General features: G+C 65.5%; 21 protein-coding genes. 10 read left to right on the plus strand and 11 right to left on the minus strand.

All coding sequences use genetic code 11. The annotated features are described in order from the left end of the window. Positions 1 to 219: 219 nt before the first annotated feature. The 9 genes from fabD (at position 220) to ABZ720_RS14425 (ending at position 11,605) form a co-directional block, all read left to right on the plus strand. Positions 220 to 1,176 carry an ACP S-malonyltransferase gene (fabD, locus tag ABZ720_RS14385; RefSeq protein WP_366556225.1) on the plus strand — a complete coding sequence of 319 codons (957 nt, stop codon included), beginning with the start codon at positions 220 to 222 and terminating at the stop codon, positions 1,174 to 1,176. A 36-nt stretch (positions 1,177 to 1,212) separates the two neighbouring features. Continuing rightward, positions 1,213 to 1,950, plus strand: a complete 738-nt coding sequence (fabG, locus tag ABZ720_RS14390) for a 3-oxoacyl-[acyl-carrier-protein] reductase (RefSeq protein ID WP_366556226.1) — start codon at positions 1,213 to 1,215, stop codon at positions 1,948 to 1,950. Between the two features lie 181 nt (positions 1,951 to 2,131). Next, entirely contained in the window at positions 2,132 to 2,365 is a 234-nt protein-coding gene (locus ABZ720_RS14395) for an acyl carrier protein (RefSeq protein ID WP_275822781.1), read from the plus strand. A gap of 76 nt (positions 2,366 to 2,441) precedes the next feature. Continuing rightward, complete coding sequence (fabF, locus tag ABZ720_RS14400; protein WP_366556227.1) at positions 2,442 to 3,707, plus strand: beta-ketoacyl-ACP synthase II; 1,266 nt, start codon at positions 2,442 to 2,444, stop codon at positions 3,705 to 3,707. 18 nt (positions 3,708 to 3,725) lie between these two features. Beyond that, on the plus strand, positions 3,726 to 4,709 hold the full coding sequence (gene mltG / locus ABZ720_RS14405; protein ID WP_366556228.1) for an endolytic transglycosylase MltG: 984 nt from the start codon (positions 3,726 to 3,728) through the stop codon (positions 4,707 to 4,709). A gap of 96 nt (positions 4,710 to 4,805) precedes the next feature. Further along, on the plus strand, positions 4,806 to 5,609 hold the full coding sequence (locus ABZ720_RS14410; RefSeq protein WP_366556229.1) for an N-acetylmuramoyl-L-alanine amidase family protein: 804 nt from the start codon (positions 4,806 to 4,808) through the stop codon (positions 5,607 to 5,609). Between the two features lie 151 nt (positions 5,610 to 5,760). Then, positions 5,761 to 6,753 carry a TAXI family TRAP transporter solute-binding subunit gene (locus ABZ720_RS14415; RefSeq protein ID WP_366556230.1) on the plus strand — a complete coding sequence of 331 codons (993 nt, stop codon included), beginning with the start codon at positions 5,761 to 5,763 and terminating at the stop codon, positions 6,751 to 6,753. A 116-nt stretch (positions 6,754 to 6,869) separates the two neighbouring features. Beyond that, positions 6,870 to 7,736: a DMT family transporter gene (locus ABZ720_RS14420; RefSeq protein ID WP_366556231.1), complete on the plus strand. Its 867-nt coding sequence runs from the start codon at positions 6,870 to 6,872 to the stop codon at positions 7,734 to 7,736. Between the two features lie 194 nt (positions 7,737 to 7,930). Next, positions 7,931 to 11,605 carry a vitamin B12-dependent ribonucleotide reductase gene (locus ABZ720_RS14425; protein ID WP_366556232.1) on the plus strand — a complete coding sequence of 1,225 codons (3,675 nt, stop codon included), beginning with the start codon at positions 7,931 to 7,933 and terminating at the stop codon, positions 11,603 to 11,605. Positions 11,606 to 11,635: 30 nt separating this feature from the next. Here the strand turns inward: ABZ720_RS14425 and ABZ720_RS14430 are convergent, their stop codons facing one another. The 9 genes from ABZ720_RS14430 to purS all read right to left on the minus strand — a co-directional run bounded on the left by ABZ720_RS14430 (position 11,636) and on the right by purS (position 20,417). Next, positions 11,636 to 12,604 carry an L-threonylcarbamoyladenylate synthase gene (locus ABZ720_RS14430; RefSeq protein WP_366556233.1) on the minus strand — a complete coding sequence of 323 codons (969 nt, stop codon included), beginning with the start codon at positions 12,602 to 12,604 and terminating at the stop codon, positions 11,636 to 11,638. A gap of 272 nt (positions 12,605 to 12,876) precedes the next feature. After that, a complete protein-coding gene (locus tag ABZ720_RS14435) occupies positions 12,877 to 14,010 on the minus strand; it encodes a D-alanyl-D-alanine carboxypeptidase family protein (protein WP_366556234.1) in 1,134 nt (377 codons plus the stop codon). A 108-nt stretch (positions 14,011 to 14,118) separates the two neighbouring features. Then, a complete protein-coding gene (locus ABZ720_RS14440) occupies positions 14,119 to 15,033 on the minus strand; it encodes a septal ring lytic transglycosylase RlpA family protein (protein WP_366556235.1) in 915 nt (304 codons plus the stop codon). Positions 15,034 to 15,069: 36 nt separating this feature from the next. Then, positions 15,070 to 16,428, minus strand: coding sequence for a lytic murein transglycosylase (locus ABZ720_RS14445; protein ID WP_366556236.1), 1,359 nt, complete (start codon positions 16,426 to 16,428; stop codon positions 15,070 to 15,072). A 178-nt stretch (positions 16,429 to 16,606) separates the two neighbouring features. Beyond that, complete coding sequence (gene grxD / locus ABZ720_RS14450) at positions 16,607 to 16,948, minus strand: Grx4 family monothiol glutaredoxin (RefSeq protein WP_366556237.1); 342 nt, start codon at positions 16,946 to 16,948, stop codon at positions 16,607 to 16,609. 28 nt (positions 16,949 to 16,976) lie between these two features. Continuing rightward, the gene (locus ABZ720_RS14455; RefSeq protein WP_366556238.1) at positions 16,977 to 17,213 is read right to left on the minus strand and encodes a BolA family protein; all 237 of its coding nucleotides are present in this window, start codon (positions 17,211 to 17,213) and stop codon (positions 16,977 to 16,979) included. Between the two features lie 60 nt (positions 17,214 to 17,273). Beyond that, a complete protein-coding gene (gene purL, locus ABZ720_RS14460) occupies positions 17,274 to 19,454 on the minus strand; it encodes a phosphoribosylformylglycinamidine synthase subunit PurL (RefSeq protein ID WP_366556327.1) in 2,181 nt (726 codons plus the stop codon). A gap of 31 nt (positions 19,455 to 19,485) precedes the next feature. Then, positions 19,486 to 20,175: a phosphoribosylformylglycinamidine synthase subunit PurQ gene (gene purQ, locus ABZ720_RS14465; protein ID WP_366556239.1), complete on the minus strand. Its 690-nt coding sequence runs from the start codon at positions 20,173 to 20,175 to the stop codon at positions 19,486 to 19,488. Then, positions 20,175 to 20,417, minus strand: coding sequence for a phosphoribosylformylglycinamidine synthase subunit PurS (gene purS, locus ABZ720_RS14470; RefSeq protein WP_275822580.1), 243 nt, complete (start codon positions 20,415 to 20,417; stop codon positions 20,175 to 20,177). The genes purQ and purS overlap by 1 nt, the downstream gene beginning before the upstream one ends. Before the next feature lie 81 nt (positions 20,418 to 20,498). On the opposite strand from purS, the gene ABZ720_RS14475 reads away from it, so the two are divergent. After that, positions 20,499 to 21,836: an NAD(P)/FAD-dependent oxidoreductase gene (locus tag ABZ720_RS14475; protein WP_366556240.1), complete on the plus strand. Its 1,338-nt coding sequence runs from the start codon at positions 20,499 to 20,501 to the stop codon at positions 21,834 to 21,836. Positions 21,837 to 21,850: 14 nt separating this feature from the next. On the opposite strand, the gene radC is transcribed toward ABZ720_RS14475, so the two are convergent. Next, a complete protein-coding gene (radC, locus tag ABZ720_RS14480; RefSeq protein ID WP_366556241.1) occupies positions 21,851 to 22,537 on the minus strand; it encodes a RadC family protein in 687 nt (228 codons plus the stop codon). A gap of 37 nt (positions 22,538 to 22,574) precedes the next feature. Then, a complete protein-coding gene (map, locus tag ABZ720_RS14485; protein WP_366556242.1) occupies positions 22,575 to 23,402 on the minus strand; it encodes a type I methionyl aminopeptidase in 828 nt (275 codons plus the stop codon). Positions 23,403 to 23,461: the final 59 nt, after the last annotated feature.

The following is a 23,461-nucleotide window of genomic DNA, read 5'->3' on the forward strand; positions in this document are numbered from 1 at the left end:
CCATTCAACACCGAAAGGAACCTTTGCGCAGAGTTTCCTGTCCCAAGCTGGAACGCAAGGCGGCCCTGGGGGTGCGGCGAGTGAGAGTGCGTGCTGGCGGCTTCCGGCGGCGCCTTGCTTTGCTTGACACCCGGAAGTGCTGCGGTAACTGTGCCGCCCACGTCGAGACAGCGCTTTCGACATCATCTACAGGACAGCTGAGCAGGAGACCTTTCGTCGATGCAGCGCGCATTCGTCTTCCCGGGACAAGGCAGTCAGGCGGTTGGTATGGGCCGAGGCTTGGCAGAAGCCTTTCCGGCCGCTCGTCTGGTCTTCGAGGCAGTGGATGATGCGCTGGGGCAGCACTTGTCCAAGCTCATGTTCGAAGGTCCCGAAAGTGAACTGACGCTCACGGAGAACGCGCAGCCGGCCCTTATGGCCACCAGTCTCGCGGTCGTGCGCACCCTGGAAAGCGAAGGCAATTTCACGCTCGCCGAAAAGGCGCAGTGCGTGGCCGGCCACTCGCTTGGAGAATACTCTGCATTGGCAGCGGCCGGCAGTCTTGCCCTGGCGGACGCCGCGCGGCTGCTCAAGCGCCGCGGTCAGGCAATGCAGACCGCCGTGCCGGTGGGCGAGGGCGCCATGGCCGCGCTCTTGGGCCTCGAACTCGACGCAGCCAGGGAGGTTGCGCAGGCGGCAAGCCTGGGGCCGGAAGGGGAAAGCGAGGTCTGTGCTGCGGCCAACGACAATGCGCCGGGCCAGGTCGTCGTCAGCGGGCACCGTACGGCGGTTGAGCGTGCGGTTACGCTCGCCGGGGAGCGCGGGGCGAAGCGGGCCGTGCTGCTTCCTGTTTCTGCCCCTTTCCATTGCTTGCTCATGGCGCCGGCGGCCGATGCGATGGCCGAAGCCCTGGCCGAGACCACTCTGGCGCCGCCCTCGGTTCCCCTGATCGCCAACGTCACCGCGGCAGCGGTGCAGGAGCCGGAACGCATCCGTCGCCTGCTGGTGGAGCAGGTAACCGCGATGGTGCGCTGGCGTGAAAGCGTGGAGGCCATGAAGGCGCAAGGTGTCGAGCAGCTGGTCGAACTGGGAGCGGGCAAGGTCCTCTCCGGCTTGACCCGGCGCATCGATCGGGAGCTCAAGGGCACGGCCCTCAACGAACCCGCCGATATCGAGAGTTTCTTGCAGTCGCTGTGAAGCCGAAAGGCCGCGGGGCGCCCAGGGAGAAGAGCAATGTTCGATCTTTCCGCTAAATCGGCCTTGGTAACCGGCGCGTCCGGCGGCATCGGTGGCGCCATCGCGCGTGCCCTGCACGCCGCCGGGGCTCAGGTGGCGCTCTCCGGCACGCGCGTGGAGCCCCTGGAGGCACTGGCTGGCGAGTTGGGGGAACGAGCCTTCGTCGTCCCCTGCAGTCTGGCCGACGCAGAAGCCACCGCCGCCCTGCCGGGGCAGGCGGAAGCAGCCATGGGCGGCCTCGACATCCTGGTCAACAATGCGGGCCTGACTCGCGACCAGTTGGCGATGCGGATGAAGGACGAGGACTGGCAGCAGGTGTTGGACATCAACCTGACTGCTTCGTTCCGCCTGTCTCGCGCCGTCCTGCGCGGCATGATGAAGCGCCGCTGGGGCCGGATCATCGGCATCACCTCGATTGTGGGTGTGACCGGCAATCCCGGCCAGACGAACTATGCTGCTTCGAAGGCGGGCATGATCGGCTACTCGAAATCGCTTGCCGGCGAGGTGGCCGCGCGCGGGATCACCGTGAACTGCATCGCCCCCGGCTTCATCGAAACAGCCATGACCGATGCGCTGCCCAAGGCGCAGCGCGACAAGCTGCTGACCTCCATTCCGGCACAGCGTCTCGGCCGGCCGGACGACATCGGCAATGCCTGTGTCTATCTTGCCAGTGAGGAAGCAGCCTACGTGACCGGGCAGACCTTGCATGTTAACGGCGGGATGGCGATGATCTGACCGACTGGTTTCTTGCGGGTGCCTTTACATTGGAAAAGGCTTTTCCACTGTGATAAGCAGCCCGCGCCTGTGAGTGACCGAGAAGGTCATGGTCCGTTCGGACGGGCTCCGACCCAAATGAGGGGCAGCGGTTTCCCGAGAACGACAGATAATAAGTATTCAGCTTGAGGAATGAATGACGATGAGCGATGTGGCGGAGCGCGTGAAGAAGATCGTGGTGGAGCACCTCGGCGTCGAGGAAGCGAAAGTCACGGAAGACGCAAGCTTCATTGACGATCTCGGTGCCGACAGCCTCGACACAGTCGAGCTCGTCATGGCTTTCGAGGAAGAGTTTGGCTGCGAGATTCCCGACGATGCGGCTGAGAAGATCGTGACCGTCAAGGACGCGATCGCCTTCATCCAAGAGAACGCCTGATCCGCTAGGCGGTGGCGACGTCGCACAGCGAAGTCGCGGCCGCCGGCATCAGGGCACCGTTTCCCGAAGAGTGAAGATGAGACGCGTAGTCGTCACCGGTCTGGGGTTGGTCACGCCGCTGGGTACCGGCGTGGACCATGTATGGCAGCAGTTGCTGGCCGGGCGGTCCGGTATCGGCCCTATCCAGAACTTCGACATATCAGACCTTCCCTCCAAGATTGGCGGCCAGCCACCGCTTGGAAATCTGGCCGAAGGGGGCTTCGACCCCATCGACTGGATGGAAGCCAAGGATCAGCGAAAAAATGACCGCTTCATCCTGTACGGCATGGCCGCTGCCCAGCAGGCGATCGAGGATGCCGGCTGGCAGCCCGACGAACCGGAGTCGCTCGAGCGCACCGGCGTGATGATCGGTTCGGGTATCGGTGGGCTCGAGACGATCTACGACGGTGCGATCACGGTGGCCACGCGTGGTCCGCGGAAGCTGTCACCCTTCTTCATTCCGGCCGTCTTGATCAATCTCGTCTCGGGACAGGTATCGATCCGCTATGGCTTCAAGGGGCCGAATCATGCGGTGGTGACAGCCTGCTCCACGGGCGCCCATGCCATCGGCGATGCAGCGCGCATGATCATGCTCGACGACGCCGACGTGATGATTGCCGGCGGTGCCGAGGCTGCGGTATCGCGGATCGGTCTCGCGGGCTTCTGCGCCAGCCGGGCGCTCAGCACCAGCTACAACGACGATCCCCAATCCGCCTCCCGCCCCTGGGACAAGGGCCGCGATGGCTTCGTCATGGGGGAGGGCGCAGGGGTCGTGGTGCTCGAGGAGTATGAGCACGCGCTGCAGCGCGGCGCTCCGATCTACGCCGAGGTCACGGGCTACGGCATGTCGGGGGATGCCCACCATGTGACCGCGCCGCCGGAAGACGGCAACGGTGGCTATCGGGCCATGCAGGCGGCCTTGAAGCGCGCCGGACTCCAGCCCGGGGACATCGACTACATCAATGCCCATGGCACATCGACGCCGCTGGGCGATGCCATTGAACTGGGCGCGGTGAAACGCCTGTTCGGGGACGAGGTGAAGGACCTTGCCATGTCCTCGACCAAATCGGCCATCGGGCACCTGCTGGGTGCGGCCGGTGCCGTGGAAGCCATCTTCTGCGTGTTGGCCATCCGCGACGGTGTCGTGCCGCCGACCTTGAACCTGAACGAACCGGACCCGGTCGCCGAGGGCGTTGACCTGGTGCCGCACGAGGCAAAGGAACGGAAGGTGCGTTGTGCCCTCTCCAACTCCTTCGGTTTCGGCGGGACCAATGCCAGCCTCATCCTCTCGGCTATGGACTGAGGCAGGACCGGAGGCGCCATGAGACGCGTGCTTCGCGTCGGCCTGAGTCTCCTTGTCGGCCTTGCCTTGGCCGCCGGCATCGCCTTGCTGGTGGCTCAGAGCTTCTATGAGGGCGCCGGTCCCCTGGATGAGCCGCGCCAGGTCGTCATTCCGCGCGGCAGCAGCACCGGCGCTGTTGCCGAGCGGCTGGCCGATGCTGGCGTCATCTCCGATCCACGCATCTTTCATGCTGCTGCCGTGGCCACCGGCAAGAACCGGCGGCTACGTGCGGGCGAATACGCCTTTGATCCGGGCATCTCCCTGCGGGGCGTGCTCGAGTTGCTGGAAAGCGGCAAGACGGTCATTCGCCGCTTCACTGTGCCGGAAGGCCTGACCTCTACCGAGATCGTGGCACTGCTGGACGCGACGGAAGGCTTGGCGGGGGAGATCGAGGAGGTGCCTCCCGAAGGCGCGCACCTGCCTGAAACCTATCACTACTCCTGGGGCGACGATCGGGCGCAGCTGTTGCGCCGGATGCAGAGCGCAATGAGCGAAACCCTGGAACGGCTCTGGGAAGAGCGGGCGGAGGGGCTGCCGGTGGCGCGCCCGGAAGAAGCCGTCACTCTGGCGTCGATTGTGGAGAAGGAGACGGGCATTGCCGACGAGCGCCCGCTCGTTGCGAGCGTCTTCGTCAATCGCTTGAACCGCGGCATGCGCCTGCAGTCGGACCCTACGGTCATCTATGCGCTGACCAAGGGTGAGGAGCCCCTGGGGCGTGCCTTGACCCGCGCCGACTGGCAAGTGGAGGACCCCTACAACACCTATCAGATCGACGGCCTGCCGCCCGGTCCCATCGCGAACCCGGGCCGCGCGGCGATCGCCGCTGTGCTCGATCCGCTGGACAGCGACTATTTCTACTTCGTTGCGGACGGTAGCGGTGGCCATGCCTTTGCCCGCACCCTCGACGAACATAACCGCAACGTGGCCAACTGGCGGCGCATCCGTGACGGGGAAGGCGACTGACGGTCGCCGGTGAGTAACGCGTCGCCTGCTTGACGCCGAGTCGCGATTTGTTATCGCTTATGGGCCTGTATCACATCGAGTCGTAAGGAGCCGTTCGTGCGCCGTAGAGACCTGTTGGGAGGAATGGTCTCGGGGCTGCTGCTCGGCAGCCTGCCGGGCCCGGCACAAGCCGCTGTGCCACCCCTGGTGCCGCGCAAGCCCGGTGGGGGCATCATCGTGCTCGATGCGGGCCATGGTGGGCGTGATCCCGGCGCGATCGGCCGCAGCGGCACCCGCGAGAAGGATGTCACTCTGGCTGTGTGCCATGCCATCCGCGACCACCTGGCGGGGACACCCCACGCCGTGATCTTGACCCGGGAGCGTGACACCTCCATGTCGCTGGCCGAGCGTGTCGAGATTGCCCAACGCCATCACGCCGACCTCTTCGTCTCCATTCACGCCGACGCTGCACCCAACACGCGAGCCCGCGGTCTCTCAGCCTACACCCTATCCGAAGAGGCCTCCGATTCCCTGGCCAAGGCGGTGGCGGAGCAGGAGAATGCTGTGGACGACCTCTACGGCATGGACTTCAGCGACACGGATGCAAGTACCGCGGCCATCCTGCTCGATCTGGCGCTGCGCATCGCACGCGAAGACAGTCACCGAGCGCAAAGAAAGATCGTGGAAGGCGTGGCAGGGGACTGGCATCTGCTGGACAACCCCCGGCGCTCCGCGAACTTTGCTGTGCTGCGATCGGGCGAAGTGCCCTCGGTCCTGGTGGAAACGGGTTTCCTGACCAACCCGGATGACGAGCGGCTGCTGGCCGACCCCAGCGCCAGGCGGCGAGTCGCAGCGGCCCTGGCCCGGGAGATCGAGTTCGTCTCCCGCACCTTCTGGCGCGAGCGCAGCGGTCCGAGCTGAACTGCGCCCCTTGGGCCGCGCACGGCCCCTGCAAGGGTCTTTTCCATCCCAGGCGCTCTCCCCAGTGGTTCCATCGGGCAGCGGTGGGCTATAGTGTCCCGCAATGCAACGACGGCTCGAACGCCCGGGCCGGCAAAGAAGGGGATAGCCCATGAAGAAGACACTTTTGGCCAGCGTCGCGGTGGCGCTTGGGGTTGGTGCGGCATCACTGGTGGGTGCAGCCAACACAGCCGAGGCGCAGACCAGGCTGACGCTCAAGTCCGCAGCCTCCACCTCTTCCTACTACGTGATGATGGTGCAGCTGGCGGAATTGCTGCGCGAGGTCAGCGACGGCGCCATCCAGCCGACGGTCGAGGAAAGCCAGGGCTCGGTGCAGAACGTCAAGGAAGCCGGCCGGCGGCCGGGCGCCTTCCTCTTCACCACGCCGCCCAGCCTGATCGCGTCGGCTCGTGATTCCGCAGGCCCCTTCGAAGGCGATGACGGCGCCATGTATGACCCGATTCGCACCCTCTTCGTGATGCCCTTCGTCACGGTGCATCTCGTGGTCGATGCGGAAAGCGACATCCAGGATGCAACGGATCTTGCGGGCGAATCCTTCATCGCTGGTGGGACGGGGACCTTCTGCGAAGGGCGCACACGCGCGATCTTCGAGGCACTGGGCATTCTCGACGAGGTCGAAATCGTCGACGTGGAACTGAACAACGCGCCCAATGCCATGCGCAACAAGCGGGTCGCCGGTTATGCCACCTGTTCGTCGCATCCCGTGCCGGGCCTGGTGGAACTGGCAACCACGGTTCCCGTGCGCGTCCTCAGCTTCACCGATGAGCAGCGCGCCACCCTCGCCGAGGAAGATCCGGCGACGGGCCCGGTGGTGATCGCTGCCGGCACATACTCCGGACAGGAAGACGACGTTCACACTGTCGGGCTTCCGGTCGGTGCTTATGGCACCACGGAGATGGACGAAGAGACGGCCTACACCATCGTCAAGGCCTTCTGGGAGCAGCGGGAAGCCTTGGCGGAAGAAAATCCCTGGTGGGCCGGCGTCGGACCGGAGTTGCTCGACCAGATGGCCGTCCAGCTGCATCCGGGGGCCCTGCGCTATTACGAAGAGGAAGGCATCGCCGTTCCCGATTCGATGAAATGAGTGATCGGTCCGGTGGGGCGCTGGCGGCGCAAGCCGTGAACCCCTGTCGGGCAGATTGAGCCCATAGGCATCCCGGCGCTTGCGCCGGGATGCTGCTGTTTTGGGGAGGGGGTGTCATGCGCGATACAGCAATGAAGGGTCGTGTGCTGGCCCTGGCGGCCGCCGCAGCGCTCGGCGGCACCACCCCATTCGCCCGACTCGCCTATGACGCCGGCACCACGCCCAAGACGCTGCTGGCAGTGCGCTTCATCGTCGCCATCCTGGTTTTCGGTGTGGCGCTGCGGCTGCTCGGGCGACCCCTCTGGCCCACCCGCAGCGACGTACCGGGCTTCATTGCGGCCGGGTTGGCCCTGAGCGGCCTCACGGTCGGCTACCTGCTGTCGATCGCCTACATACCTGTCGGACTTGCGGCCCTGCTTCTCTACACCTTTCCCCTGCTCGTGGCGGCAGCGACGCCGTTCATCGACGGGGTGCGCCTCACCGGGGCCCAGTGGCTCGCCTTCCTGCTGGCCTTTATCGGCCTGGCCGGGGCGCTCGGGCCGGACCTGGGCGCACTGGACCCGCGGGGCGTGGCACTGGCCCTGATGGCGTCCTGCTCCATGGCGACACTGCTCTTCCTGGTGCGGCACCTGACCCGCAGGCACGATCCACTGACGGTGCTGTTCAACGGCAACCTCATGGGGCTCCTGTTCATGAGTCTGCTGCTGGCAACCGAGGGACCGGTGGTCAGCGACACGACCTTCGGCCTCAGCATGTTGACCGTGGCGGCGCTGCTCTATCTTGCCGGAATCGGCTTGAGCTTTCTCGCGGTGAAGGCAGGCGGGCCGGCGGAAACGGCGATGTTCCTCAACCTGGAACCGGTCATGGCCATCCTGCTGGCCATTCTTCTTCTGGGCGAGCGCCTGACTGCCTTGCAGACCACCGGCGTCTTCCTGGTCGTTCTGGCGATCTATCTCGCCGGCCGCAGGAAGCGCGCCCTCTGAGACTCTTAGCCCTGTCCGCCGTCAAGACCGTTTATTTCGGCAGTGGCCTGGATATTCGGGTGACCACCACCGCATTGTGTGGTTCACTAAAGCCTCGTCACAATATGTAGGCGGACATGCTCGGGAGCGCGCACTGGTGCTGTTGCCGAGCCCCGTGAGTGGCGACTGATTTCTTGCTTTCAGGGGGCTTGGTTATGAGGATTTCGCGGCTGTTGACCGAAGAGGGACGGGATGTCTACGAGGACATTCCCTTCCGCACCACAAGCAGCGAGATCCGCAACCCGGACGGCTCGACGGTGTTTGCGGCGGATCACATCGAGGTTCCGGCGGGCTGGAGCCAGGTGGCCTGCGACATCCTTGCGCAGAAGTACTTCCGCAAGCGGGGCCTTCCTGGTGCGGTCAAGCGCGTCGAGGAGTCCAGCGTTCCCTCATTCCTGTGGCGCTCCAGCCCGGATGAGACGGCGCTGGCGAGCCTGCCCGCCGAGCGGCGCAATGTGGGCGAGACCAGTGCCAAGCAGGTTTTCGATCGCCTCGCCGGCACCTGGGCCTATTGGGGCTGGAAGGGCGGCTACTTCGACTCCGAGCAGGACGCGCGCGTCTTCTTCGACGAAGTGCGATTCATGCTCGCAACTCAGATGGCGGCCCCCAACTCGCCACAGTGGTTCAACACCGGTCTGCACTGGGCTTATGGCATCGATGGCCCCAGCCAGGGCCACCATTACGTCGATCACGAGACGGGTGAGCTGAAGCGCTCCGAGTCGGCCTACGAGCACCCGCAGCCGCACGCCTGCTTCATTCAGTCCGTCGATGACGACCTGGTGAACGACAACGGCATCATGGACCTCTGGGTCCGTGAGGCGCGCCTCTTCAAGTACGGCTCGGGCACTGGCACCAACTTCTCGCGCATTCGCGGCGAGAAGGAGCCGCTGTCGGGTGGCGGCAAGTCCTCCGGCCTCATGTCCTTCCTTAAGATCGGGGACCGCGCGGCGGGTGCCATCAAGTCGGGGGGCACGACTCGCCGCGCCGCCAAGATGGTGACGGTCGACCTCGATCATCCCGACATCGAGGACTACATCGACTGGAAGGTGCGCGAAGAGCAGAAGGTGGCCGCGCTGGTCTCCGGCTCGAAGCTCTGCAACCTGCACCTCAATGCCGTCATGGAAGCCTGTCATGCGGCCGAGGGGGAAGAGCGCCTGGATCCCAAGCAGAACCCTGCGCTCAAGGCCACCATCAAGGCGGCGCGCAAGGCGATGGTCCCGGAGAACTACGTGCAGCGGGTGATCCAACTCGCCGGACAGGGCTACAAGGGGATCGAGTTCAAGATCTACGACACCGACTGGGATTCCGAGGCCTACCTGACTGTCAGCGGGCAGAACTCGAACAACTCGGTGCGCATCTCCCGGGACTTCATCGATGCGGTGCTGCGCGACGGCGACTGGCATCTGACCGCCCGCACGGACGGCACGGTGGTGCGGACCCTCAAGGCGCGGGACCTCTGGGAGAAGATCGGCCACGCTGCCTGGTCATCGGCCGACCCCGGCGTGCAGTACGACACCACGATCAACGAGTGGCACACCTGCCCGGCCTCGGGGCGCATCAACGCCTCGAATCCCTGCTCCGAGTATATGTTCCTCGACGACACCGCCTGCAATCTGGCCTCTCTCAACCTGATGACCTTCCGGCCGGAGGGCGGCACCTTCGATGTCGAGGCCTTCCGCCATGCCGTGCGGCTCTGGACCATCGTCCTCGAGATTTCCGTGATGATGGCGCAGTACCCCTCGCCGAAGATCGCGCAGCTCTCTTATGATTTCCGCACCCTCGGCCTGGGCTACGCCAACCTCGGCGGCCTGCTCATGTCCATGGGGCTGCCGTACGACAGCGTCGAGGCCCGCGCGCTCAGTGGCGCATTGACGGCTCTCATGACCGGCACGGCCTACGCGACCTCGGCCGAAATGGCCGCGGCACTCGGTCCTTTCCCGAGCTACGACGTCAACCGCGATGCCATGCTGCGGGTCATCCGCAACCATCGCCGTGCCGCTCAGGGCGAGAACCGCGGCTATGAAGGACTCTCGGTTCAGCCGGTGGCGCTGGATCCGGCCCGCTGCCCGGACGCTGATGTGGCCGAAGCAGCCAAGGCAAGCTGGGACGAGGCACTGAACCTCGGTGAAGCCAATGGTTTCCGCAACGCGCAGGTCTCGGTGATCGCGCCGACCGGGACCATCGGCCTGGTGATGGATTGCGATACCACGGGCATCGAGCCGGATTTCGCGCTGGTGAAGTTCAAGAAGCTGGCCGGCGGCGGCTACTTCAAGATCATCAACCACACCGTGCCGGCCGCGCTGTCGGAACTGGGGTACAGCGACGCCGAAGTCCAGGACATCGTGCACTATGCGGTCGGTCACGGCACCCTGGCCGGGGCCCCGGCCATCAACGCCGAGCGACTGCGCGCCCTGGGCTTCACTGACGAGGTCCTGCAGACTCTCGAACAGTCGCTGGGCAGCGCCTTCGATATCAAGTTCGTCTTCAACAAGTGGACGCTGGGCGACGCCTTCTGCCGCGACACCCTGGGCTTCACCGATGCGCAGTTGAACGATCTCAGCTTCGACATGCTCGTGGCCCTGGGCTTCGACAAGGCGGAGATCGAGGCGGCCAACACCTATGTCTGCGGCGCAATGACTCTGGAAGGCGCCCCGCATCTCAAGGACGAGCACCTGCCGGTCTTCGACTGCGCCAATCCCTGCGGACGCATCGGCAAGCGCTTCCTGTCGGTGGAGAGCCACATCCGCATGATGGCGGCCGCGCAGCCCTTCATCTCGGGGGCGATCTCCAAGACCATCAACATGCCGAACAGCGCGTCGGTGGATGACTGCAAGGATGCCTACCTGCTGTCCTGGAAACTGGGACTGAAGGCCAACGCTCTCTACCGCGACGGCTCCAAGCTCTCGCAGCCCTTGTCTGCCTCGCTGCTGGAGGATGAGGTCGAGTCCGACGAGGCGGAGAGCCTGGTCGAGCAGATTACTGAGGCGCCCCAGAACGCGCGGGCGGCCATGGTGGCGGAACGAGTGGTCGAACGTGTCGTCGAGCGGGTGGTCCAGCGCGAACGTCTCCCGCAGCGCCGCAAGGGCTACACCCAGAAGGCGGTTGTCGGCGGGCACAAGGTCTACCTGCGCACCGGCGAATACGAGGACGGCCGGATAGGCGAGATCTTCGTCGATATGCACAAGGAAGGTGCCGCCTTCCGCAGCCTGATGAACAACTTTGCCATCGCCATTTCCATCGGCCTGCAGTACGGCGTGCCGCTGGAAGAGTATGTCGAAGCCTTCACCTTCACCCGCTTCGAGCCATCGGGCATGGTGGAAGGCAACGACACCATCAAGATGGCCACCTCGGTCATCGACTACATGTTCCGCGAACTGGCGATTTCCTACCTCGGCCGGACCGATCTCGCCCATGTGTCGCCGGACGATCTAGCACCGGACACCACGGGCAAGGGGGAGGGCCAGTCCCAGGTCGACCAGACTGCCATGGCCGGTCAGGCCGCCGATGCGGTGCGCAAGACGGTGGAGCGGGTGACCTCGCGCGGCTTCGTGCGCAATCGTCTGACCGTTCTCGCCGGCGGCGCAGCCACGGCCGCGGTCGAGGAGCCTCAGGCGGAGAGCCGAGTGACGGCCTTTGCCGGCGGCGAAAGCCAAACCGTCGTGGCGCAGAGCGTGACCCGGGACATCGAGACCCGCGTCCAGCAATCGCGCCTTGCCCGCATGAAGGGCTACGAGGGTGACCCTTGCGGCGAGTGCGGCAACTTCACGCTCGTACGCAATGGCACCTGCATGAAGTGCGATACCTGCGGCGGCACCAGCGGCTGCAGCTGAGGAGAGGGGGCAATCCCTCTCCTTTGAGGCTCAGCGGGGAGCGGCGGCGCGGCGCAGGCGGTCATTGATCGCCTGGCCCAATCCGTGGTCGGGGATCGGCATGACCGCGATAGCGCGCACGCCTTCCCTGTCGAGCGCGCGCAGGCTGGCGAAGAGGCGGGCTGCCGCCTCCTGGAGGTCGCCGCTTTCGCTAAGGTTGGTCTCCAGGGCTGCGCCGGGGAGCGTTTCGGGGCCAAAGGACAGCAAGGCCTCGTCCGCCTCGACGCTCTGCGCCGACAGGCGCAGGGGCCGCTCCGGCGCATAGTGGCTTGCCAGCATGCCGGGGGAGGCCAGCGGGGCTTCAGCCTCCGGCAACTGCAGTGGCTCGCCCAGGGTTTCGGCAATGGCCTCGGCAGCAATGCCACCGGGGCGGAGCAGCAGGGGGGCGTCTCCGAGCAGGGACACGACGGTAGACTCCACCCCGACGGGGCAGGGGCCGCCGTCGACGATCAACTCGATGCGTCCGTTCAGTTCCTCCGCCACGTGCTCGGCAGAGGTGGGGCTGACGCGGCCGGAGCGATTGGCGCTCGGGGCGGCTACCGGCCGTCCCACCGCTTCCAGGATTGCGCGCGCCAGCGGCGGTGCCGGAACCCGCACAGCGAGGCTGTCCAGGCCGGCGGAGCAGAGCAGCGATACCGGACAGCTGTCGCGCCGCGGCAGGACCAAGGTGAGCGCGCCCGGCCAGAAGCGCGCGGCCAACAGCTCCGCCCGCGCATCAAAATACACATGCTCCTTCGCGCTTTCGGCGTCGGGGTAGTGGCAGATCAGGGGGTTGAAGCGAGGCCGGCCCTTGGCCTCGAAGATGCGCGCCACTGCCTTGTCATCCGTCGCATCGGCCCCCAGCCCGTAGACCGTCTCGGTGGGAAAGGCGACGAGGCCGCCCTGGCGCAGCAGTTCGGCGGCGCGCGCGATGGCTGCCTGACCGGCAGGCAGGAACTCAGTTGCGATCTCTTTGGCCATGGATCAGTGCGTGGCTTGCATCCGGCGGTAGGCGGGCGGGCAGGGGAGTTGGGCAGACATAGCAACGAAGCCCTCCCGCTTAAAGGAGGGCTTCGTCGATTGCCGTCTCGATGCTCCCGCTTGATCCCATCCCGGGAATGAGAGCTCGGGGCGCGTCGCCGCACGGGCATTGCGGCGGCGAAAGCGTCACCGGAGGACCGGCCACGTGAGGCGCATCATGACTCGCCATAACGCCCCGGTCAATTCGGATCGAACAAGCCGGTCGCGGTCCCCTACTGACGCTCCAACAGCAGGTAGCGAGCCTTCTGATAGATCCGCTGGAAATAGCCGGCGGGCGGCACGTCTACGCCGGCGACGAGCGGCACCTCGTGTCCGGCGATGCCCGGCCCCTCGATGCGCAGGGTGGCGATCTGTTGCCCGGCCTGCAGCGGCGCCGCAATCGGGCCATCGTAGACGACCTTGGCCGTCATCTCCTCGCGAGCCGCGTGGCGCAGGGTGACCTGCACGTCGTTCTGCGCCACCAGCGGCACAGTCGAGGAGGCGCCGAGCCAGACATCGGCTTGCTCGATCACCGCGCCCGCTTCGAAGAGCTGGAAGTTCTCGAACTCGCGAAAGCCCCAGCGCATCAGCCGCTCGGCTTCCTCGGCGCGCTGGCGCTGGCTCTCCAGTCCGGTCACCACCAGGATCAGCCGGCGATCGTTCTGAACTGCCGAGGCCGTCAGGCCGTACCCGGCTTCCTGTGTGTGTCCGGTCTTGAGGCCATCCGCACCGATGTTGCGATAGAGCAGGGGATTGCGGTTGGACTGGCGAATGTCGTTCCAGGTGAACTCGAGTTCGGAATAGTAGTGATAGTGCTCGGGAAAGTCGGAGATCAGGCGCTGGGCGAGATGCGCCAGGTCTCGTGCCGACATCACATGGCCCTCCGCCGGCCAACCGGTCGCATTGCGGAAGGCGCTGTCCCGCAGGCCGATGTCGTCGGCCAGGCCGTTGAGTTCGTTTGCGAAAGCCTCTTCGCTGCCCGACAAGCCCTCCGCCAGCACCACACAGGCATCATTGCCCGATTGGACGATGACGCCGCGCAGCAAGTCTTCGACGGGGATATCGTCACCGATTTCAACGAACATCTTGGAGCCGCCCATGCGCCAGGCCCGCTCGCTGACCGGCAGGGTGTCCTCCAGCGACAGACGGCCCTCGCGGATCCGGTCAAGGACGGCATAGACCGTCATGATCTTGCTCATCGAAGCCGGGGGCATGGCCCGGTCGCCGTCCTTGTCCAGCAGGACCGTCCCCGTTGTCGCGTCGACGAGGTAGGCCTCTCGGGCTGCTGTGTCGATCTGGGCGTAGGCCGGGCCGGCAAAAAACAGGATCAGCAAAGCCATGCCGAGCCGACGGAGGATCACATTCATGGTCGGAACAACTCCCGATTCATCGCTGGGTCGATGCCTGCTCAAAGCGGTCAGGCTGCCGCCGGTGCGAGCCACTTATCGTGCAAATGGGACGAAGCTGTGGCTGCGTCACTGCACAATGACACGGGACTCGGTATAGCCGTCAGAGATCAGCCGCGCCAGCAAACCATCGGCTTCGTCGACACTCTCCACGGGTCCGATGCGCACGCGATAGAAGCTCTGGCCGGATACGGCGGTCGGCTCGATCTGAACATAGCCAAGCGGCTCAAGTCGTGCCGCAAGTTGGGTGGCGTTCGAGTAGTCGGTAAATGCACCGGCCTGAATGAAAAGGTTGCTTGGCTCCGTCTCCTCGAAATGGATCAGCCCGTCGGGCATCTCCACGTTCGGGGAGGGCGAGGGAGCCGGCTGCGACTGCTCGGCAACCTGCACTGGTTCCGGTTCGGCTGGGGCCGCCGGCGGCGGCTTGCTTTCCTGCAGCGGCGGCACCGCTTCGCCGCGGGCCAATGCGGCCAACTGCTGGCTTTCCTCCGGAACCACCCTCACCCGGACCTTGGCCGTGCCCTGTCTCTCGAAGCCCAGCAGCTGCGCGGCCCGGTGGGAAACATCGATGATGCGGCTGTTGGAGAAGGGGCCGCGGTCGTTGACCCGGAGCTTGATGGAGCGGCCGTTGTCGAGGTTGGTCACCTGGACCATGCTCGGCATCGGCAGGGTCGGATGCGCGGCGGTCAGTTCATTTTGATTGTAGCGCTCGCCATTGGCGGTGCGCCGGCCGTGAAAGCCCGGCCCGTACCATGAGGCAACGCCGGTCTGGTCGTAGGCTGGATCCTCGGCCGGATGATACCAGACGCCGTTGATGCGGTAGGGGCGGCCCACCTTATAGCTGCCGACCTGCGCCTGGCTTCCCCCTTTCGAGGCGCCCGGTGAGGTTGATGCGGTCTGTGTCGAGCCGCAGCCACCCAGCGCCAGGGCCACGGTTGCCAAAGCGGCCAATGCGGTGCCCCTCCACCAACACTCCCCTGCCATGATCACTCTCCCCCTACGCTTCCCAACAGGCTCACCTTACTGCCCTGCAGCGCTTCGCAGCAGGGCGAGAAGGTTTGGGTCGGCAAAAGCATCCTGCGGCAACCCCTGGCCGCGTTGGAAACTTCGAATGGCGGTCCGTGTGCGCGGACCGAGCCGGCCGTCAACGCCACCGGCATCATAACCCAGATTCATCAACAGGCGCTGCACCTCGCGGACCTGTTCGTTGGTCAGGCGCTGATCGCCTTGTGGGGGCTGAGCCGAAAGTGGCGCTCCCCCGGTCAGCCGATCCGCCAGATGCCCGACGGCAATCGCATAGAAGATGGAGCGGTTCCACCGCAAGATGCGCTCGTAGTTGTGATGGATCAGGAAGGCGGGGCCGTTGTGGCCAGCCGGGAGAATGAGAGCGGCCGACTGTTCGCTGTTCGGCAACTCATAGCCGCTGGCTGCACGCACGCCGAGCGCGGCCCATTCGCGCAGCGGTCGCCAGTTCTCCGGCCGCGTGTCGATCGAGGCGAGGCTATGATCGAAGCCCGCTGGCAGACTCACCTCCCGACCCCAATCCTCGTCGCCGCGCCAACCGACCTGGGAGAGGAAGTTAGCGGCCGAGGCGAAAACGTCCGGCAGGCTGCCCCAGATATCCCGGCGCCCGTCACCGGTGGCGTCCACGGCGTAGGCCGCGAAGGTCGAGGGCATGAACTGCAGGTGCCCCATGGCGCCAGCCCAGGAGCCTTCCATGCGTTCCGGTGCAATATCGCCGGACTCGATGATCTTCAGCGCGGTGATCAGCTCTTCGCGGAAAAAGGCGCTGCGTCGGGTGTCGTGCGCCAAAGTCGCCAGGGCGCCGACCACCGGGAAGTTGCCGAAGGTGTCGCCGAAATTGGTTTCGAGACCCCAGAAAGCCACGAGATAGCGCGGCTGCACACCATAGCGCGCCTCCACATCAGCCAGGAGCTCACGGTGCTCGCGCAGCAGGGCCCGCCCGCGCTGCACGCGCTCCTCGGAGATGGCGTTGCCGAAGTAGCGCCAGAAGGTGAGCGTGAACTCGGGCTGGCGGCGGTCCAACTCGATCACCCGGGGGATGGGGCGAATCCCTGAAAAGGCCCGTTCGAGCGTGGCCGAGGAGACGCCTTGCGCCATCGCATCGCTGCGCAGGTCCCGAAGCCATGCATCGAAATCAGCCTGCGACGCCTGTGCAATCTGGTTATCGCCGGGTGCGGATTGTCCGGCCGTATTCTGCTCTGCCTCGGTGGCGTTTGCGGAACGCCCCTCGGCGTGCCCAGTCGCGCAGCCGGCAAGAACAAAGGTGGCAATGGCAGCAGCCGCCAGTCGACCCGTAAGGCGAAGGTGCGGTGCGTGTGACGCCTGTGGCGCCTGTCCCGAAGAAATGGCCCTCATGGCGCTCTTCATGCCACGAGCTTCGGAGTCAACACAACGGCGTGCTTGTGCCCGAAGGCGGGCAAAAGACCGTCAGAAACCGGATTTCAGGATCGAAAGGGCAGGGGAGGCATAGAGAGCGGAAACGGGGCGGGAGTGAGCCCGCCCCGTGCGTGTCGGTGCCTGCACAGCGCAGCGGCTATGCGGCTGGCCGAACCTCGATCCCGCGCGTGGTCAGCAGATCCGTCAGCTCGCCCGACTGATACATCTCGCGGATGATATCGCAGCCGCCGACGAACTCGCCCTTTACGTAGAGCTGCGGAATGGTGGGCCAGTTGGAGAAGTCCTTGATCCCCTGGCGCAGGCCCGGGTCCTCCAGCACGTTGATGCCCTTGAACTTGACGCCGAGGTGACTCATCACCTGCACCACCACCGCAGAGAATCCGCACTGCGGGAACACCGGAGTGCCCTTCATAAAGACCACCACGTCGTTTTCGGTGATGTCCTGGCGAATGCGGTCGAAAACCGGATTTTCACTCATAGCTTCTTTCCTTTAACGCAGTGCCAGCTCAATCGGCCGGCGCCGATGTCTGCAGCGCCAGGGCGTGCAGTTCGTTGCCCATTCGACCTTGCAGCGCAGCATACACCATCTGGTGCTGCTGCACCCGGGTCTTCCCCTTGAAAGCGGGAGACACGACATAGGCGGCGTAGTGGTCGCCGTCGCCGCGCAGGTCCTCGATCGTCACCTGCGCGTCGGGCACGCCCTCCTTGATCAAGCTTTCGATCTCCCGCGGGTCCATTGCCATCTACCGGCCTCTCCTGTCCGCTAATTCATCTGTCTGTCCTGGGGCACAGCCGCACTTCGCTCAGGCCACGCCCGCGCTCATATAATCCGGCAACCAACCCTCATGCGTTGCCCGCAAGTCCTCCAGTGAGATGCGACCGATGGTCTCCAGCGTCAAGGCGTCGCTGCCGCTCTCACCGATTTGCGCTGCCGGCACGCCGGCTGCCCGGGCGCGGGCAAGCAACGCCTCGGCATCCTGCGTGGCGACAAGATAGCGTGCCTGATCTTCCCCGAACAACCATTGCGTCATCTTGTCTCGGGCAGATTCGGGCAGGCGCAGCGTCGCGCCGAGACCACCAGCCAGTGCCATCTCCGCCAGGGCCACGAGCAGGCCTCCGTCGGAAAGATCGTGGCAGGCGGCCAGGGCGTCCTGCTTGATCTGCTCCCGCAGGAAATCGCCGTTGCGCTTCTCTGCGTCCAGATCGACCGGCGGCGGGGGACCCTCTTCGCGACCTTCGATGTCCCTGAGGTAGAGCGACTGACCGAGGTGGCCCTGGGTCTCTCCAATGAGGACGAGTGCCAGCCCCTCCCGTTCCAGGCCTGGGGCCGGAAGGTGGGTGATATCGTCGATCAGGCCCACACCACCGATCACCGGGGTTGGAAGAATGGCCTGGCCTTCCGTCTCGTTGTAGAGCGAGACATTGCCGGAGACGACCGGATAGCTGAACGCGCGGCAAGCCTCGCCCATGCCCTGGACGCAGCCCACCAGCTGCCCCATCACCCGCGGACGCTCGGGATTGCCGAAGTTGAGGTTGTTGGTCACCGCCAGCGGCGTCGCGCCGACAGCCGTCAGGTTGCGCCAGGATTCGGCCACGGCCTGGCGACCGCCTTCCACCGGATCGGCGTAGCAGTAGCGCGGCGTGCAGTCGGTGGTCGCCGCCAGGGCGCGGCGTCCGTCCGCCAGACGCACCACCGCGGCATCGGCGCCGGGCCGGCGGATGGTGTCGCCGCCGATCAGATGATCGTACTGCTCCCAGATCCAGCGACGGGAGGCCAGGTCGGGACTGCCGATCAGCGTCCGCAGTGCCTCCAGCGGGTCACCCTGGGATGTCGGCTCGACAGCCTCTGCGGCCGGCGTGGGCTCCCAGGGGCGGTCATACTCGGGGGACGCGAGGGCAAGGGGGTCGATCGGCAGTTCGCCCACCGTGTCGCCATGCCAGCGTAGCACCATCCGACCGCTCTCGGTCAGGCGCCCAATCACGGCGAAGTCCAGGTCCCACTTCTCGAAGATGCGGCGGGCCAGGTCCTCGCGTCCGGGCTTCAACACCATGAGCATGCGCTCCTGGCTTTCCGAGAGCATCAGCTCATAGGGCGTCATGCCCTCTTCGCGCATCGGCACCTGGTCCAGGTCCAGTTCGACGCCGACGCCGCCCTTGGATGCCATCTCGAAGGAGGAGGAGGTGAGGCCGGCCGCGCCCATGTCCTGGATGGCGACGATGGCGTCGGTCTCCATCAACTCCAGGCAGGCCTCGATCAGCAGCTTCTCGGTGAAGGGGTCGCCGACCTGAACGGTCGGGCGCTTTTCCTCGCTGTCGGCGCCGAACTCAGCCGAGGCCATGGTCGCACCGTGAATGCCGTCGCGCCCGGTCTTGGAGCCGACGTAAACCACGGAGTTCCCGGGGCCGGCAGCCGCCGAATAAAAGATGCGGTCGGCCGGCGCCAGGCCCACGGTCATGGCATTGACCAGAATATTGCCGTTGTAGGCCGGGTGGAAGTTCACCTCGCCACCAACGGTGGGTATGCCGACGCAATTGCCATAGCCGCCGATGCCGGCCACCACACCGGAGACCAGATGGCGCGTCTTGGGGTGGTCGGGGCTGCCAAAGCGCAGGGCGTTGAGGTTCATCACCGGCCGCGCGCCCATGGTGAAGACATCGCGCAGAATGCCGCCGACGCCCGTGGCCGCGCCCTGGTAGGGCTCGATGAAGCTAGGGTGGTTGTGGCTTTCGATCTTGAAGATCGCGGCTAGGCCCTCGCCGAGATCGATCACGCCGGCGTTCTCGCCCGGGCCCTGGATCACCTGCGGACCCTCCGTGGGCAGGGTCTTGAGCCACTTCTTGGAGGATTTGTAGGAGCAGTGCTCCGACCACATCACCGAGAAGATGCCCAGCTCCACCAGGTTCGGCTCGCGACCCAGGATCTCCAGGACCTTTTCGTACTCTTGGGGCGTGAGGCCGTGTTCGGCGACCAGCTCCGGGGTCATCTCACTCACGTTGCTTACTCCCTCGGGGCGCTCAGGCCAGCGCCCGGGCCATACTGTCGAAAAGGCCGCAGCCGTCGGTGCCGCCCTGCAGCGGGTCCGTGGCGTCCTCGGGATGCGGCATCATGCCAAGAATGCGGCGGTTTTCACTGAGAATGCCGGCGATGTCGCGGCGCGACCCGTTGGGATTGGCGCGGCTCTCGGGTTCACCCGGACCGGCCACGTAGCGGAAGGCAACACGCCCTTCGCCTTCCAGTCGGTCCAGCGTTGCCTCGTCGGCAAAGTAGTTGCCGTCGTGATGGGCGACCGGCACCCGCAGGACTTGGCCGAGACGGTAGCCTTTGGTGAAGGGCGATTGATTGCTCTCCACCCGCAGATGCACATCCCGGCAGACGAAACGCAGGCCCGCATTGCGCATCAAGGCACCGGGCAGCAGGCCAGCCTCGGTCAGCACCTGGAAGCCGTTGCAAATCCCGATCACGGGAACACCCCGCTCGGCCGCCTGGCGCACCGCCCGCATGATCGGTGACTGCGCCGCCATGGCGCCGGCGCGCAGGTAATCGCCGAAAGCGAAGCCGCCCGGCAGCAGGATCAGGTCGACCGCCGGCAACTCGCTTTCCTTGTGCCAAATGATTTCCGGTTTGCGGCCGCAGGCCCGTTCAAGGGCAACAACCGCATCCTTCTCCCGGTTCGTACCGGGAAAGCGGATGACAGCCGTGCGCATCAATCTTCGACCTCGACCGAATAGTTCTCGATCACCGTATTCGCGAGCAGCTTGCGGCACATCTCTTCCACGGCCGCCCGCGCCTTGTCGGGGTCGCTTTCCGCAAGGTCGAGCTCGATGTACTTGCCCTGGCGCACGTCATCGACGCCGGAGAAGCCCAGGGCGCCCAGCGCGTGCTGGATGGCTTTGCCCTGTGGGTCGAGCACACCGTTCTTGAGGGTGACGTGCACGCGCGCTTTCATGGAGGCTGGTACCTTCGGCTGTCGGCTGGAAAGATGGGCGGAGACTAGCCTTCGCCGACGTCTCATTCAACGACGACCGCCATGCCCCTGTACCCTCCCAGCTATTACGACACATCGCAGCCCACGCCCTCCTGGTGGCACGCCAGCGCCAGCGAACCTGCACCGCCCTGTCCCGCCCTCGAGGGCGACGAGACCTGCGATGTTGCGGTGATCGGTGCCGGCTACACCGGTCTCTCGGCCGCCCTGCATCTGGCGCGCGATCACGGGCTGTCCGTTCGGGTGCTCGAGGCCGGCTATCCGGGCTGGGGTGCCTCGGGCCGCAACGGCGGCTTTTGCTGTATCGGTGGTGCCAAGCTCTCCTATCAGGCAATGATCCGCCGCTTCGGCCTGGAGGAGACCCGGGCCTTCTTCGGCGTGCAGCGCGCCGCCGTCGATCTGGTGCGCGCCATCGCCCTGGACGAAGGCATCGACCTGGCAGCAGGCGATGCGGAGGGCGAGGTCTGTCTGGCCCATCGGCCCAATCGTGCGAAGGAGCTGCAGGAGGAGGGCGCCTTTCTTGCGCGCAATTTTGGCGTCGAGGCCCGCTGGCTTTCCCGCGAGGCCTTGGCCGAGGAGGGCCTGCGCAGCAGCCTCCACGGCGGTCTCTTCCTGCCGCAGGGATTCGGGCTACACCCCCTGAACTATGCGCGGGGTCTGGCCCGCGCGGCCTTGGCGCATGGCGCTGTGCTTCACGGCCACAGCCAAGTCATTGGCTGGGCGCGAGAGGGGAGGCTGCACCGCCTGGCCACGGATCGGGGAAGCCTTCGTGCCGCACAGGTCCTGCTCGCCACCAACGGCTATGAGCAGGGCACGCTCTTGCCGGCGCAGGAACGGCAGCGCCTGCCGGTGCTCTCCAGCATTCTCGTCACCCGACCGCTGAGCGCGGAGGAGCGCCGGGAGCAGGGCTGGCAGGCCAGGACACTCGCCTACGACAGCCGCGATCTGCTGCACTACTTCCGTCTATTGCCGGACGGCCGCTTTCTTTTCGGAGGGCGGGGTGGGGTGAGCGGCAGGCCGGGGGAAACGGCCCGGCAGCGCCGCTGGATGGAGGCTCGCTTCCGCAGCTTCTTTCCGGCCTGGCGTGCGGTGCCCTTCACCCACTTCTGGAACGGCCTCGCCTGCCTGGCCGCCGATCGCTTGCCGCACATCGGGCCAATCGAAGGACTGCCCGGGGCCCATCAGGCTTTTGCATTTCATGGTAATGGCGTGGCACTTGCCACCTGGACGGGAAAGACGGTGGCGCAGCGGATCGCCGGAGGAGGTCCACAACTGCCCGCCCCGCTGCGCCAGTCCGCACCGACCTTCCCTATACCAGCCCTGCGGAAGTTCTATCTCCGCAGCGCCTATGTTGGCCTGCGTGTGCGCGATGAACTGCTGTAAGGGGCGGAGATCACCTACAGCAACCCGTTGCTGCGGAAGGAGTAGTGCCCGCTGCGGCCGATGACAACGTGATCGTGCACCGTGATCCCGAGATGGCCCGCGGCCTGGGCGATGGCCTTGGTCATGTCGATGTCGGCGCGTGAGGGGGTGGGGTCGCCGCTGGGGTGATTGTGCACCAGGATCAGGGCCGAAGCGCTCAGTTCCAGGGCGCGTTTGACCACTTCCCTGGGATAGACCGGCGTGTGATCCACGGTGCCCCTTTGCTGACGTTCGTCGGCGATCAGGCGGTTCTTGCGGTCCAGAAAGAGCAGGTGGAAGTTCTCAACGGCATCGTGGCCAAGGTGCACCCGGCAGTAATCGAGCAGGCGGTCCCAGGAGGTGATTACGGGCGCCTCGAGCAGGGCCTCCCGAGTGGTGCGTTCCAATGCGGCCTGCACGATCTTGATCGTGCCGACCGCACTCTCGCCCATTCCCGGGATGGCGGCCAATTGCTCCGGGCTGGCTTTGAAGAGGCTGCCGAGGGTGCCAAAGCGGAGCAGCAGCTCCCGTGCGAGCGGCTTGGTGTCCACCCGGGGTTTGGCAGCGAACAGCAGCATCTCAACGATCTCGTGATCGCCGAGCGCCAAGGGCCCACCGCTGAGCAGGCGGGCACGCAAACGGCTGCGATGGCCTCGGTGAGGCGCCGGGGCATCCTCCGGCACTGCAATCTCCCAGCGTAAATTATCGCCGGAGATTATCCTATTCGTTGTAGGGAGGGAAGTGCCAGCCCTTGGGTGAGCGGGTGAAGATCTCGTAGCCGTCCGCGGTGACGGCCAGGGAATGCTCGAACTGGGCCGAGAGCGACCGATCACGGGTTACTGCGGTCCAGCCGTCCTCGAGGATCTTCACGTCGTAGCGACCGGCATTCACCATCGGCTCGATGGTGAAGAACATCCCTTCACGCAGTTCCACACCGGTGCCCGGCTTGCCGTAGTGCAGCACGGAGGGAGGCTCGTGAAAGATACGCCCCAGCCCGTGCCCGCAGAAGTCACGCACGACGGAAAAACGCTGCGCTTCCACGTAGGACTGGATGGCGTGACCGATGTCGCCCAGCGTGGCGCCGGGGCGCACGGCTTCGATGCCGCGCATCATGGATTCGTGGGTCACTTCCACCAGGCGCCGCGCCTTTACCGGCACCTTGTCGCCGAGCAGGAACATGCGGCTGGTGTCGCCATGCCAGCCGTCGAGGATGACGGTGATGTCGATGTTCATGATGTCGCCGTTGGCGAGCTTCTTCTGCTCGCTGGGAATCCCATGGCACACGACATGATTGATCGAGGTGCAGATCGACCGGGGAAAGCCCCGATAGTTCAAGGGCGCCGGCGTGGCGCCATGCTCGAGAATGAAGTCGTGGCAGAGCTTGTCCAACTCTCCCGTGGTCACGCCAGGCTTCACGTGAGGCGTGATGAAGTCCAGCGTCTCCGCAGCCAAGCGGCCGGCCCGGCGCATACCTTCGAAGTCGTCGGGGCCATGAAGCGTGATCTGGTTACGCTCGTGGCCCGCAATGCTGCTGAGTTCGTCCTGCATCTGCCTTCTCGATTGAATACCCCAAGCCCGGCGGGGTCGGTGCTCAGAAGATTGCGATT

Source organism: Aquibaculum sediminis (genome assembly GCF_040712085.1).
Classification (GTDB): Bacteria; Pseudomonadota; Alphaproteobacteria; order Kiloniellales; family DSM-21159; genus Aquibaculum; species Aquibaculum sediminis.